The organism is Neisseria sp. P0021.S006 (genome assembly GCF_051956895.1).
Genome location: NZ_JBQCWZ010000002.1, coordinates 32674 through 46042, shown reverse-complemented (window position 1 = coordinate 46042; position 13369 = coordinate 32674). Strand labels below are relative to the sequence as shown.

General features: G+C 51.4%; 11 protein-coding genes. 4 read left to right on the top strand and 7 right to left on the bottom strand.

The window, feature by feature from the left end:
* Positions 1-75: 75 nt before the first annotated feature.
* Positions 76-351 (bottom strand): hypothetical protein, encoded by a 276-nt coding sequence (locus ACTHUM_RS00825; RefSeq protein WP_003680156.1) that lies wholly within the window; start codon positions 349-351, stop codon positions 76-78.
* 261 nt (positions 352-612) lie between these two features.
* On the opposite strand from ACTHUM_RS00825, the gene ACTHUM_RS00820 reads away from it, so the two are divergent.
* The 3 genes from ACTHUM_RS00820 to ACTHUM_RS00810 all read left to right on the top strand — a co-directional run bounded on the left by ACTHUM_RS00820 (position 613) and on the right by ACTHUM_RS00810 (position 2780).
* On the top strand, positions 613-1299 hold the full coding sequence (locus ACTHUM_RS00820; RefSeq protein ID WP_004518834.1) for a S24 family peptidase: 687 nt from the start codon (positions 613-615) through the stop codon (positions 1297-1299).
* Between the two features lie 132 nt (positions 1300-1431).
* Positions 1432-1770 carry an iron-sulfur cluster insertion protein ErpA gene (erpA, locus tag ACTHUM_RS00815; RefSeq protein ID WP_003680162.1) on the top strand — a complete coding sequence of 113 codons (339 nt, stop codon included), beginning with the start codon at positions 1432-1434 and terminating at the stop codon, positions 1768-1770.
* A 335-nt stretch (positions 1771-2105) separates the two neighbouring features.
* Positions 2106-2780 carry a hypothetical protein gene (locus ACTHUM_RS00810; RefSeq protein ID WP_004518836.1) on the top strand — a complete coding sequence of 225 codons (675 nt, stop codon included), beginning with the start codon at positions 2106-2108 and terminating at the stop codon, positions 2778-2780.
* An 80-nt stretch (positions 2781-2860) separates the two neighbouring features.
* On the opposite strand, the gene ACTHUM_RS00805 is transcribed toward ACTHUM_RS00810, so the two are convergent.
* Positions 2861-5050 (bottom strand): primosomal protein N', encoded by a 2190-nt coding sequence (locus ACTHUM_RS00805; protein ID WP_004518837.1) that lies wholly within the window; start codon positions 5048-5050, stop codon positions 2861-2863.
* A 135-nt stretch (positions 5051-5185) separates the two neighbouring features.
* Between ACTHUM_RS00805 and ACTHUM_RS00800 the strand changes: the two genes are divergently transcribed.
* Positions 5186-5977 carry a DsbC family protein gene (locus ACTHUM_RS00800; RefSeq protein ID WP_004518838.1) on the top strand — a complete coding sequence of 264 codons (792 nt, stop codon included), beginning with the start codon at positions 5186-5188 and terminating at the stop codon, positions 5975-5977.
* Between the two features lie 136 nt (positions 5978-6113).
* Here the strand turns inward: ACTHUM_RS00800 and ACTHUM_RS00795 are convergent, their stop codons facing one another.
* The 5 genes from ACTHUM_RS00795 to parC form a co-directional block, all read right to left on the bottom strand.
* Positions 6114-6797, bottom strand: coding sequence for a 2,3-diphosphoglycerate-dependent phosphoglycerate mutase (locus tag ACTHUM_RS00795; RefSeq protein WP_049337039.1), 684 nt, complete (start codon positions 6795-6797; stop codon positions 6114-6116).
* Positions 6798-6899: 102 nt separating this feature from the next.
* On the bottom strand, positions 6900-7652 hold the full coding sequence (locus ACTHUM_RS00790) for a class I SAM-dependent methyltransferase (protein WP_004518840.1): 753 nt from the start codon (positions 7650-7652) through the stop codon (positions 6900-6902).
* 48 nt (positions 7653-7700) lie between these two features.
* Positions 7701-9329, bottom strand: a complete 1629-nt coding sequence (locus tag ACTHUM_RS00785; RefSeq protein ID WP_004518841.1) for a sigma-54-dependent transcriptional regulator — start codon at positions 9327-9329, stop codon at positions 7701-7703.
* Positions 9322-10908 (bottom strand): two-component system sensor histidine kinase NtrB, encoded by a 1587-nt coding sequence (locus tag ACTHUM_RS00780; RefSeq protein WP_004518842.1) that lies wholly within the window; start codon positions 10906-10908, stop codon positions 9322-9324. Before ACTHUM_RS00780 ends, ACTHUM_RS00785 begins: the two co-directional genes overlap by 8 nt.
* Before the next feature lie 69 nt (positions 10909-10977).
* Positions 10978-13281 carry a DNA topoisomerase IV subunit A gene (parC, locus tag ACTHUM_RS00775; RefSeq protein WP_004518843.1) on the bottom strand — a complete coding sequence of 768 codons (2304 nt, stop codon included), beginning with the start codon at positions 13279-13281 and terminating at the stop codon, positions 10978-10980.
* Positions 13282-13369: the final 88 nt, after the last annotated feature.

Genomic DNA, 13369 nt, shown 5'->3' with positions numbered 1-13369 from the left:
CCATCATTATTAAAAACACAAGGCCGTCTGAAACTTTGATCATTCAGACGGCCTTTATCGATTCATTCACAAACATCACTCATACACTACGCCGGCAAGCATTTCTTCTTCATTCAAGTTGCCGTACTGTTGCTCCCAATCGTGGGTAGCCTCCACCATATCGCATTCTTTGGCAAAAGCCAGCAGCCTGCCGTCCATCTGATCCAGACTCAAGCTGCCCAAGCGTTCGCATTCCGAAGCCGTCAGATTACCGTCCGCCTCATGCGCCTCCGAAGATCCGAAAGGCAGAGCAAAAAAACCCAGTACCAACGCCAGCAGCACCCAAAAAGTATTTTTACGCGAACGAGTCATTTCACACCTCTCATCATAATCATATAGCAGGTTTAAATCAGAAAAACTAAACCAAATAAAATTAAACTAAGAAAAATCGAACAGAAATTTAGAAATATCGATTTATCTAAGACAAAACGAATAATACTAAGAAAAAATAGAATATGCAATACTTTTTCTTAGATGAAGTAATTTTTTTCTTACAATTTTATAAAAACTAAGGTAAAATACACTCAAATCGTCCAAACCATATAAAAAACATACCTCCACAAAGGCATAAACATGGATACCTTTAAAGACCGCCTGGCTTTCTTATGGAAAGATGAAGCCCGCCAAGCCAAAATTGCCGCCGACATCGATATGACCATCGCCGGATTCAGCCGTATCTGGAACGAAGGAGGCCTGCCGAAATCGGAAACGCTAAAAAAAATCAAACAACTTAAAGGCTGCAGCATAGACTGGCTTTTAACAGGCGAAGGTTCTCCCTTCCCTGATTCCGAAGCCCCAAAGGCCACAGCAACCGACACACTAGGCAACCCTGTCGATATAGACGAATTTGTCTTCGTACCGCGTTACGACATCCAGGCCGCGGCCGGACACGGCCAGCTCGTCGGCGATGAGCAACCCATATTCGCCATGGCGTTCCGACGCTATTGGATTGAAAATTATGTAACGCGAGACATCAAAAACCTTTCCGTTATCTCAGTCAAAGGCGACTCGATGGAAGGCGTGCTGAATGATGGCGACACCATCCTCATCAACCACGGCCAAACCACGCCGCGCGACGGCCTCTATGTTTTACGCCTCAATGAAAACCTTTTGGTCAAACGCCTGCAACTGATACCCGGTGGCATCGTCAACGTCATTTCTGCCAACGAAGCCTACCCTACTTTTGAAATCGACTTGAAAAACCCGACCGACGACGTTGCCATCATCGGCCGTGTAGAATGGTTTGGCAGAAGCATCTAAATCTGACATACTGGTGCTTGAAATTTCTGCCATGCCCTCCATGTAAGCTGGCAGACCCTGTCTGCACAAACTTGCCTTGGCTAACGGTTTGAGCGACAATAGTAAAAATATTCATATAAAAGGAATCACATCATGTCAGACGAAAGCCCTATTATCTTTACTGACAGCTGCTGCACCAAAGTTGCCGACCTGATCGCCGAAGAGAACAATCCCGATTTGAAATTGCGCGTATTCGTCAACGGCGGCGGTTGCTCCGGCTTCCAATATGGTTTTACCTTTGATGAAATCAAAAACGACGACGATTTCGAAATCCAAAAAAACGGCCTGACGTTCTTGGTCGACCCGATGAGCTACCAATATCTGGTTGGTGCAGAAATCGACTACACCGAAAGCCTGCAAGGTTCTCAATTCGTCATCCGCAATCCGAATGCCGAAACAACTTGCGGTTGCGGCTCGTCCTTCTCCGTATAAATAATCCGTTTCTTCATGAAAAACAGGCCGTCTGTATCTTCAGACGGCCTTTTGTGTGAATTTATTTTAAACAATATTGGATTTATCTTATAATAATAATATCGGGCGTGAATATTTACTCTACAATAGACATAACATTGGACATGCATATTGCCATATAAATAAAAAATCATTGTCCAGCCGATTAACGACACAAAGGCACCCCCTATCCGGTCTGCCTAAGACTGCGGCCTCTGTTTTTGCCTGCATCGCAAGCCAAAACAGCTCAAACACAATAACAAAACCTCAGACCCAACCCATTTGGTTGATGCAGTCGAAATATTCATGGGATATCAATGAGCAAACAAGAAAAATTTTTCGACGTATACGTTTCCTATCCGCCGAACACGGATAGGGAGCGCATCCATGCCTGCCTGTATGACAACCTGCCTGAAAACGAAGTCGAGAGTCTGATTCAAGCTTTGGCCGAGCGTCCGCAAGCTATTGTGGCCGAGAAATGCACCCAAGACGAGCGCGAAAATGCGCAGCATTACTTCAGCTATTTAGGTTTGGACGTAATCGTCCGTCAGGCTATGGAGTTGGAAGCGGTTGAAGAAGAACCCGTGTTGGCAGTCAACACGCCCGACCCTATCCAATGCCCAGTCTGCATGACGATTATCGACGAACTCGACGCACAGGAATGTAAAACCTGCCACTTTGATTTGACAGAAAAAAATGAGCTGGCCATCCAGCGCAAGCGCATTGAATGGCAGGAAAAAATCTCTTTCGAGCATAAAAAACAAACCGAAATTGCCCACAAGCTCAAATATGAACGCGAGCAGGAAGAGAAAAAGCTGCGCAAGAAAATCCGTGCTGAATTGGAATCCCAACTACGCGAAGAGTTAGGCCAAAATCCTGAGCTGGCCGCACTTGCAGCAAGGAAGAAAACACAGTTTCTGCTTACAATGGCTATCGTATTCGCCGTTTTGAGTCTGCTTGCACTCGGCTATATCGCTGCAAAATTCTTCTAAACTGATTCCAAAACTTAAGGCCGTCTGAAAAACAGATTTTCAGACGGCCTTTTATTTCTATATTGATTGAATCATTTCAATCAAGCCTCTTGCACATCAACGTCCACCGACCATCGGATTTTGCCGTCCCTGTTTTGCTGTAACACTTGTACCCACAAACTCACGGCGCGATGCAAATCTTGTCGAGATGTCGATTCGAGGAAAACTTGCGCACGTTCGCGTTCGGCAAGGCGCACCATCAGCATGGGGGCGGCGCCGAACTGGGAGACGCTTTCAGGCAAAAGCGGAGCAATGGTTTCTTTGGCGGCGTTGAGAAACTCCATCGCATCGGCAACGCGCGGCGCGTCGGCGCGGACGGCAGTCTGGAAACCGAAGGGCGGCATGGCGAACATTTGTCGCTCGTTCAATTCGTTTTCGGCAAACACGGCGTAGTCCTGCGCTTTGACGGCGGCGAAGACGGGATGTTCGGGCAGTTGGGTCTGTATCAACACCTTGCCGGGTTTGTCGGCGCGCCCCGCCCTGCCGGACACCTGCATCAGCTCGGCGAACAGCCTTTCCGGCGCGCGGAAATCCGCGCTGTATAGACTGCCGTCGGCGTTTAACACGATAACAAGGTTGAGTCGCGCGAAATCATGACCTTTGGCGAGCATCTGCGTGCCGACCAGAATATCGATTTCGTTGTCGGCGATGCGGCGGTACAAATCCGCCCAGTCATTTTTGTGCGCGGTGCTGTCCCTGTCGACGCGGACGACGGCGGCCTTGGGCAGGAAGGCGCGCAGGGTTTCTTCGACGCGCTGCGTGCCGTGGCCGACGGCGGTCAGGTCTTGGTTGCCGCAGTCGGGGCATTTGAATGGGATGGGTTCGCGGTGGTCGCAGTGGTGGCAGCGCAGTTGGCGGGCGCGTTGGTGCAGCACCATCTTGGCGGAGCAGTTCGGGCAGCCGAAGGTATGGCCGCAGTCGCCGCAAAACAGCGCGGGCGCGAAGCCGCGCCGGTTGAGGTACACCAGCGACATGCCGCCTGCTTCAAAGTTCTGTTTCAAAAGCTGCAAGGCTTGCGGCGAGAAGCCGTTGTCGAGTTTCAGACGACCTACGTTGAGGATGTCTACTTGCGGCAGTTGCGCAGTGGTATGGGCGCGTTCGGTCAGTTGCAGCAGGCGGTACGCGCCGCTTTGCGCCTTGTGCCAGCTCTCCAAGCTGGGCGTGGCGCTGCCCAAGACGACGGGACAGCCGCTCTGCTTCGCCCGCCACACCGCCAAATCGCGGGCGTGGTAGCGTAATTCGTTGTCCTGTTTGAACGAGCCGTCGTGTTCCTCATCGACCACAATCAGCCCGACATCATCCATCGGTGTGAACACCGCCAGCCGCGTGCCGATGACCAATTTCGCCTGTCCCAACATCGCGCGCAGATAATCCTGCGTGCGTTTGCCTGCCGCCATTTGGCTGTGCAACACAGCGGTCGGCACATCGGCAAAACGGTCTTCCACCCGCTTCAAAAGCTGCGGCGTGAGGTTGATTTCGGGCAACAGAAACAACACCTGCCGCCCCTGCGCCAACACTTTCGCCATCGCATCGAAATATACCTCGGTCTTGCCGCTGCCGGTGATGCCGTACAGCAAAAACGGCTGAAATTTACCGAAGGCCGTCTGAATTTCATCGGAAGCCTTCTGCTGGTCAGCATTTAATACAAATTCAGAGTGCGAAGCCTGCCCATTGCACGACCTTAAAACGGGTTTCGCCGCTTCCATAGTTTCAATCCAACCCTGTTCCGCCCAATCTTCAATTAATTTCGCCGCCTGCGCGTTCACCTGCTTCAACGCCGCCATCGTCATCCCGCCCGACAGCAGCGCGTCCCACAAAGCCGCTTTTTTGTTGAACCGAGACGGCGGCGGCGTTTGCGCCCTACCCGCTTCGTTCAAAGCGTAAAACAACGGCGGCTGCGGCATTTCCACCACGCGCGTTTCCTTCAAACCTTGCGGCAATGCGGCAAACACCGCCTGCCCGGTCGGATAGTGGTAATAACGCGACGTAAATGCCAACAAATCACGCCAGCTTTGAGGCAACGGCTTTTCTTCCATAAAGGCCGTCTGAACACTCAAAATCCGCGCCGTATCCATATCCGGCGCAATATCCGTTTCCCACACAACCCCAACAACGGTTTTATTGCGGAAAGGCACAAGCACCCGCGTTCCCGGAGGAAGCGGCTCGGAATAGGAATACGTCAAAAGGCCGTCTGAAAGCGGCACGTTTACGGCAATACGGTGGTAGATCATACAAACAATCAAATCATTTTTTCGTATTTTAACAGCCGAAAGCTATTTTCAGACGATAATTTGAGCCTTAGTACAATGCAGACATGACAGAGGTTTGATACAATGCCTTACTTTCAACACACGCAAGTCTCTCGCATGAAAACCAAGTTAATCAAAATCTTAACGCCGTTTGCCGTCCTTCCTTTGTTGGCATGCGGTCAACCTGCCGTATCCAACGCCAATGCGGCGCCTGCTCCGGCCGCCAAAGCGGAAGCGCCTGCCGACAAATCCGTTGCCGCTTCTTTGAAAGCGCGTCTGGAAAAAGTCTATGCCGCCCAAGATTTGAAAGTTTTGAGCGTCAGTGAAACACCGATTAAAGGCATTTATGAAGTTGTCGTCAGCGGCAAACAAATCATCTATACCGATGCTAAAGGCGACTATATGCTCGTTGGCGACCTCATCAACGTCAATACGCGCCAAAGCATGACTGAAGAACGCGCCGCCGATTTGAACAAAATCGACTTCGCTTCCCTGCCTTTGGATAAAGCCATCAAAGAAGTACGCGGCAACGGCAAACTGAAAGTCGCTGTTTTCTCCGATCCGGACTGCCCGTACTGCAAACGCTTGGAGCATGAGTTTGAAAAAATGACCGACATCACGATTTATACATTCATGATGCCGATTCCGAGCCTGCACCCTGATGCCGCGCGCAAAGCCGAGCTGTTGTGGTGTCAACCTAATCCGACCCAGGCATGGATCGACTGGATGCGCAAAGGCAAACTCCCAAGCGGCAAAGCAAACTGCGAAAACCCTGTTGCAGAAACCACTTCATTGGGCGAACAATTCGGCTTCAACGGCACACCGACCGTGGTCTTCCCTAACGGCCGCAGCCAAAGCGGTTACAGCCCTATGCCTCACCTCAAAGAAATTATCGAGAAAAACCAGTAATACAGGGTTTAATCTCCATAAAGGACGCTTTACGCGTCCTTTTTTCATGTCACCCGCCATCAACTGCCTTCAGACGGCCTCGATACTGACAAGTACAAAAAAGGACGTGTCCAACACGTCCTTTTTTCTCTTTACCTTACAGGTAGAATTTTTCAATCACTTTCAGGTTTTCATCCAATTTGTACACCAGCGGCTGACCGGTTGGGATTTCCAAGCCCATGATGTCTTCGTCGGAAATGCCTTCGATGTGTTTTGCCAACGCACGCAGGGAGTTGCCGTGTGCCGCAACCAATACACGTTTGCCGCTCAAGATGGCCGGAGCGATTTGGTCTTCCCAGAAAGGCAGGACGCGCTCGAGGGTAACTTTGAGGTTTTCGCCATCAGGTACGACATCGCTAGGCAGGTTGGCATAGCGGCGGTCGTTGTGGGCGGAGTTAGGATCTTTAGGATCGAGCAGCGGAGGCAGGGTGTCGTAGCTGCGGCGCCAAATGTGGACTTGCTCGTCGCCGTATTTTTCTGCGGTTTGTTTTTTATCCATACCTTGCAGCTGACCGTAGTGGCGTTCGTTCAAACGCCATGATTTGATTTGTGGAACAAACAGTTGGTCGGATTCTTCCAAAACGATGTTACAGGTTTTGATGGCACGGGTCAGAACGGAGGTAAAGGCGATGTCAAACTCGTAGCCTTTCTCTTTCAGCTTTTTACCTGCTGCTGCGGCTTCTGCCAAACCTTGCTCGCTCAGCTTGACGTCGCGCCAGCCGGTGAAAAGGTTTTTCGCGTTCCATTCGCTTTGTCCGTGACGGATGAATACTAATTCCATGATAGTTTGCTCCAATGAAGTTTGGGAAAGGGTATTTATATCACACTTTGCCGCCGCGCTGATAACGCCGGCGGTTTCTTTTGATATGTTGCAAGTTTGCTTTTAGTCTTCAGACGGCCTTGTCGGAAGGTAAACGTCAAAACGCGTGCTTTTGCCTGTATATTGATAAGCAGGTTTGCGCCTATCGAGAAATTCACCCAAGCGCGGGCGTTTGACGACAATGCGCTTTTTGGCGGTATTCAATGCAACGTTCAGAAGCTCGGCTTCGTCTTGTGCCGCACCGACCAAATCGTGAAAGTAAGCCATTTCTTTTTTCACAGCGGCGGTTTTGCGACGCTCCGGATACATCGGGTCGAGGTACACCACATCGGGGCTGCCGTTTTGCGTGGACAATTCCTGCATTAAATCAACGGCATTGCCGAAGTGCAAAATAATTCGCTGGGCAATCTCCCGTGTCTCTTCACTTTGCCCTGCCCTGTTGAGGCCGTCTGAAAGTAGACAGGCAACAGCAGGATTTTGTTCAAAAGTTTGTACATTCAAGCCCAACGAGGCAAGCACAAAACTGTCGCGCCCCAGTCCGCCGGTAGCGTCCCAGACAGTCGGTTGCGCAGTATGGTTGACGGCTTTGGCAATCAACTCGCCTCCACCTTTAGTGCGCCGATAATGGGCGGCACCGCCATCAAAATCAACGCGAACACGGCCTTTTTCACCGGCGCGGCACAAACTGATGCCGCTTTCGTCAGCGATAAGGAAACTGCCTTCTTCAGGCTGCCGATCAATAACGGTCAGCCCGAAAGGTGCAGCAAGGCTGCGAAGTTCGGTAGATGCGGTTTCGTCAAAATAAATCTTGTACATAAGGCTTATGTTTCAGACGGCCTTGAAAACTCAGGCCGTCTGAACGTTTTAATTGATGTCCAAGCGTTCCATACGGTAGCGCATAGAGCGGAAGCTGATGCCCAAAAGCTTGGCGGCTTGGGTACGGTTGTAACGGGTTTGCTGCAAAGCCTGCTCGATGATGCTGCGTTCCACTTGGTCGAGGTAATCCTGTATCTGCATGGTGCGTGGATCAAACGGTGGAATGGGACTGTGATTGAGCGTAGTTTCACGCGCGTCGGGTTCGGCAATATCGTCAAAAGAGAAGCCGCTGCGTTCTGCCTTAACCTGCGGAGCATTTTGAATCTGCAAGTCGTCCACTTGTATCACTTGGCCTACCGTTAGCGCAACGGCGCGTTCGAGGATGTTTTCCAACTCACGGAAGTTGCCGGGATAGCTGTAATGCAACAGGGCTTCTTGGGCTTTCGGGCTGAGTTTGTAGGTTTGATTGCCGTGACGGTGTTTATACAGCAGATACAGAATCAGCGCGCCCAAGTCTTCGCGCATTTCGCGTAAAGGCGGCATATGCAGAGAGACTACGTTGAGGCGGTAATACAAGTCCTGACGGAATGCGCCGCTTTCAACCAAAGCTTCGAGGTTTTTATGGGTCGCACAAATAATGCGCACATCCACAAAGGTTTCCCGCGCATCGCCGATACGACGCACGGCTTTTTCTTGAATGGCGCGCAGGAGTTTGACCTGCATGGCAAGTGGCAAATCGGCAACTTCATCAAGGAACAAAGTGCCGCCGTCAGCGTGTTGGAAAAAACCTAAACGGTCTTGATCCGCACCGGTAAAGCTGCCTTTTTTGTAGCCGAAAAATTCGCTTTCCATCAGGTTTTCAGGAATGGCACCGCAGTTGACGGCAATAAATGGTTTGTCGGCGCGGTCGGACAGCTCGTGAATCGTGCGCGCCGCCTGCTCTTTACCCGTACCGGATTCACCGGAGATATAAACAGGAACAAGGCTGCGGGCCAATCTGCGAATCAGGTGGCGTACTTCGACCATTTGCGGCGAAGTACCCAACAGGCGCGGCATATCGTCCTCGCCTTCCAATACAGGTGCGTCTTGTTGCAAAGCAGGATTGATGCTGCCGGCCGAAAAACGCTCTTTTAAGGAATTGAGCCCTTCCGGAACAGTCAAAGGCCGGTTAAATTCACTCTGTACGCTCTTAGGAGGCGTAACGACAGGCTTAGCCGGCTGAGGTTCGGGTTTATACAGGGCGGCAGAAACAGGCGCAGGCTGCGATTTGACTTTTTCAGACGGCGTGGGTTCGGCAGTATTGTCTGAAACCGACACTGCCGATTTAACCAATGAACGCAACTGCGACAGCGTAATCGGTTTTTGCAGATAATCAAACGCCCCTGCTTTCAAGGCTTCAACAGCTTGGTCGGCATTGCCGAAAGCCGTAATCACGGCGACGGGCGTATCGAGCATCAGTTCATCGATGTATTGGACAACCTCGAGGCCGGAGCCGTCAGGCATACGCATATCGGTCAACACCAGCGAATAATCGTTGTTGTCCAGCTTGTCTTTAGCCTCTTCAACACCAGCCGCAGTATCGACGTGCAGACCCATTTTCATCAGGGTCATTTCCATCAGGTCGCGGATGTCTGCCTCGTCATCGACAACCAAAACCGGCTCTTGCAATTTATTCATCCTGCGCTTGCTCCTTCGGTAAAATCAATTCAAACCCGTTCATTTCAGGGTGATAATGCAGCTGCCCCATATTGGCGTGTGCCAACTCGCGTGCGACGTAAAGCCCCAAGCCGGTGCCTTGTTTTTCGGTGGTGTAAAACGGCTCGAACAAATGATTTCGTACATCGGGCGGCACGCCTTTGCCGTTGTCCGCCACGACGATGGAAATATGCATCCTGCCGCTTGAACGGATAAGGACGGTAATGGCGTTTTCGTCCTGACGGCTGTGTCTCCAAGCGTTGTTGCACAAGTTCCACATCACTTGCTGCAAATGCATGGGGTCAACCAATACGGTCAGATTGTTGCCGTCCATATTCATACGCAGACAACCGATGGCATCGGGATTATTCAAGGTAAATTCCTGCTTGAACTCTAACCAGAATTTCATCAGATTAATCGGCTGGCGGCTGATGTTGTCTCGTTTGTTAAGCAGGGATACGTCTTCCAACATCTTGTCGATACGTTGGATATTGCTGTCGATGATGTTGTAGAGCTTGGCCTTGAGCGGATCTGCCTCATCGCCTTCCTGCAACAAATCGCTGGCATGACGGATGGCGGACATCGGGTTGCGGATTTCGTGGGCGAGGTTGGCAGTCAACTGTCCGAGCGAAGTCAGCTTGGTGGACATGGCCTCCGCAGCCACTTCACGCAATGAGCGGACGTACAACATCAGCAGCTCGGTTTGCTCCTGAATCAGCGGAACGGCTCGGACGTGCATGGCGTGTTGGAAAATATGGATATCGGTTTCAAAAGGTTTGTCGGGTTGACGCTGCCAGCGAGCCACCAGTTCGCCGAACACGATTTCCTGCTGATCGATAATCAGGCTGGGGAAATAGATTTTTGCCTGTTTGTTAAACAGCCACACGCGTTGGGTCGCATCAATCACCACAACCGCTTCCTGTACGCGGTTCAAAACCAAATGGTTCAAGCCGCTGATACGGCGGTAGGCCAGTTGATGGCGGCTGGCGGACTCTGTGGCCTGCTCCAGATAACGGGCGGCAAACGAGGTCAGCATCGCCACCAGATAGCTGGCGCCGATCAGCATCAAAGAATTCGCCACTGATTTTGCATCCCAATTAAATGAATCGAAACGCATACTGCCGTCTAAAAACAGGTTCAAAATAAACAACATTGCCGTATAGCCTGCATACAGCATAGGATAGTGGCCATAACTGAGCAGACACGACGTGGCGACAAACGGCAAAACCAAAATTCCGAAACCAGAAGCCGTACCGCCGGAGATATACACCAAAACCATCATCATGGTGATGTCGACCACGGCACTGGCATTGGGCAAATCCAAAGACTGCCACTGCCAGCCCGGGCGGAGCACGGAGAGCATAATCAGGAAGAAATACAGCGTTACCCAGATATAAAACTCAACGGCCGGCAACGAAACGCCAATCAGGTTGCCACCCGTGTAGCTGCCGAACGCGTGCAAAACCAAAAGCGGCAAGACGATGGCTATTCGGGCAATGTTGATTACACCGGGAATCCGCTCCCTCAGATTACCCAGTTCTTGAAGATTGGCTCTGTTCATAAGTGAACCTTTTTTATTATCATGCAATGTCGTATAAATTTAATTTATTTAGATATATTTGTTCTTGTTTCAGGACAAACTTTTCAGACGGCCTGATATTTCCAATACCTTGCCTTTTTTACCGCGTTTGCCGTCAATATCGGCAATACGCAGTTTTTCCTGATGTTCTGCGCCGCGTCGGCCGACCGATACAACGGTAAACTCAGGAGAGGTCGTCACCATAATGTGTTCCAAAGATGCACCCTCAGCCAACGACATCAGCTGCAAACCGCGGCCTTTAGGCATGACTTTGAGTTCGCCGATGGAAAACGCCAAGAGACGGTGGTCGCTGCTGGCCAGTACGACTTTGCAGTCGGGATTGATCAGCGAAGAAGCATAGACGGCAACCGGCGGCAGGACGGTTTCGCCGCTGTCCACGGTCATGATCACTTTACCCGCTTTCACGCGTCCGATCATATCGGCCAACTTGGTGATAAAGCCGTAGCCGCCGCTGCCTGAAAGCAAGTAATGCTGTTCGGGCTGACCAGTGAGCATGGCGACGGGTTTCGCGCCGTTTTGCAGCTCGATTAAGGATGAAACCGGCACGCCGTCGCCGCGTCCGCCGGGGATTTCGGCGGCATCAAGCGTATAGGTTCTGCCCAATGAATCCAGGATGACGACGGGTAAAACCGTGCGGCCTTCGATGGTTTGCTTGAGGCGGTCGCCTTCTTTGAACGCGGTTTGGCTCAAATCAAGGTTGTGTCCGGCACGGCTGCGTATCCAGCCTTTTTCCGACAGAATCAGCGTGATGGGTTCGTCGGCGGTGGTTTGTGTCAGCACGGCGCGTCCGGCCTCTTCCACCAGCGTGCGGCGCGCGTCACCAAACTGCTTCATGTCCGCCTGCATCTCTTTGATAATTAGCTTACGTTTTTCGTTTTCGTCGCCCAAAAGAATATTCAGACGACCTTGTTCTTCGCGCAACTCGTTCAATTCTTTTTCGAGTTTGAACCCTTCCAATCGCGCCAACTGACGCAGGCGGATTTCCAAAATGTCTTCGGCTTGGATTTCGGTCAGCCCGAACGCCGCCATTAAATCGGCTTTCGGATCATCTGATTCACGAATGACTTTAATCACTTCGTCAATGTGCAGAAAGACTTTCAGACGGCCTTCGAGGATGTGCAACCGTTTTTCCACTTGACTCAAACGGAATTTCAGACGGCGTGTTACGGTAACGACGCGGAAATCCAACCATTCCTGCAAAATCGTTTTCAGGTTTTTCTGCGCAGGGCGGTTGTCCAAACCCATCATTACCAAGTTCATGGACACATTGCCTTCCAGAGAAGTCTGCGCCATCAGCGTGTTGATGAAAGTATCCGTATCGATGCGGCTGGATTTTGGTTCAAATACAAGACGCACAGGATGTTCGCCGTCTGACTCGTCGCGCACGCGGTCGATTAAATCCAGCATCAGCTTTTTGGTGTTGAGCTGGTCTTGGTTGAGCTGCTTTTTTCCCGCTTTCGGTTTCGGGTTGGTTTGTTCTTCGATTTCGGCAAGGATTTTGGCGGAATTGGCGTTCGGCGGCAGCTCGGTCACAATCACGCGCCATTGTCCGCGCGCCAGCTTCTCGATTTCATAACGCGCACGCACGCGCACGCTGCCTTTGCCGGTTTCGTAAATCCGACGCAATTCGTCTGCCGGCGTGATGATTTGACCGCCGCCGGCAAAATCGGGCGCAGGGATATACTGCATCAGGTCGGCGGTTTCCAGCGTCGGTTTCTTCAACAACGCAATCGCCGCCTGTGTGACTTCGTTTAAATTGTGCGATGGGATTTCGGTCGCCATACCCACCGCAATGCCCGACGCACCGTTGAGCAACACCATAGGCAGACGGGCGGGCAGGTGTACAGGTTCGTCAAACGCGCCGTCGTAGTTCGGCACAAAATCCACCGTCCCCTGATTGATTTCGGACAACAGCAATTCCGCAATCGGCGTCAGCCGCGCTTCGGTGTAACGCATCGCCGCCGCCCCGTCGCCGTCGCGCGAACCAAAGTTGCCGATGCCGTCGATTAAGGGATAGCGCAAGGTAAAATCCTGCGCCATGCGAACCATCGCTTCATAGGCAGAACTGTCGCCGTGCGGATGGTATTTACCCAAAATCTCGCCGACCACGCGTGCCGATTTCACCGGCTTCGCCCCCGCCGTCAAACCCATATCGCGCATGGCAAACAAAATACGCCGTTGTACAGGCTTTTGGCCGTCTGAAACTTCAGGCAGCGCGCGGCCTTTGACCACGCTCATGGCGTATTCGAGATAGGCGCGTTCGGCGTATTGACCTAACAGCAGGTAGTCTTCACCGACAGGAGATGGACTTGGAGCGGAAATGTGTTCTGTCATCAGGATGGTAAAACGAAATAAATTAAAGAAGGATATTGTAAAGCAAAATCGGTAGTCATAGCCAATTTGAGTGATGAACGGTAGCGCA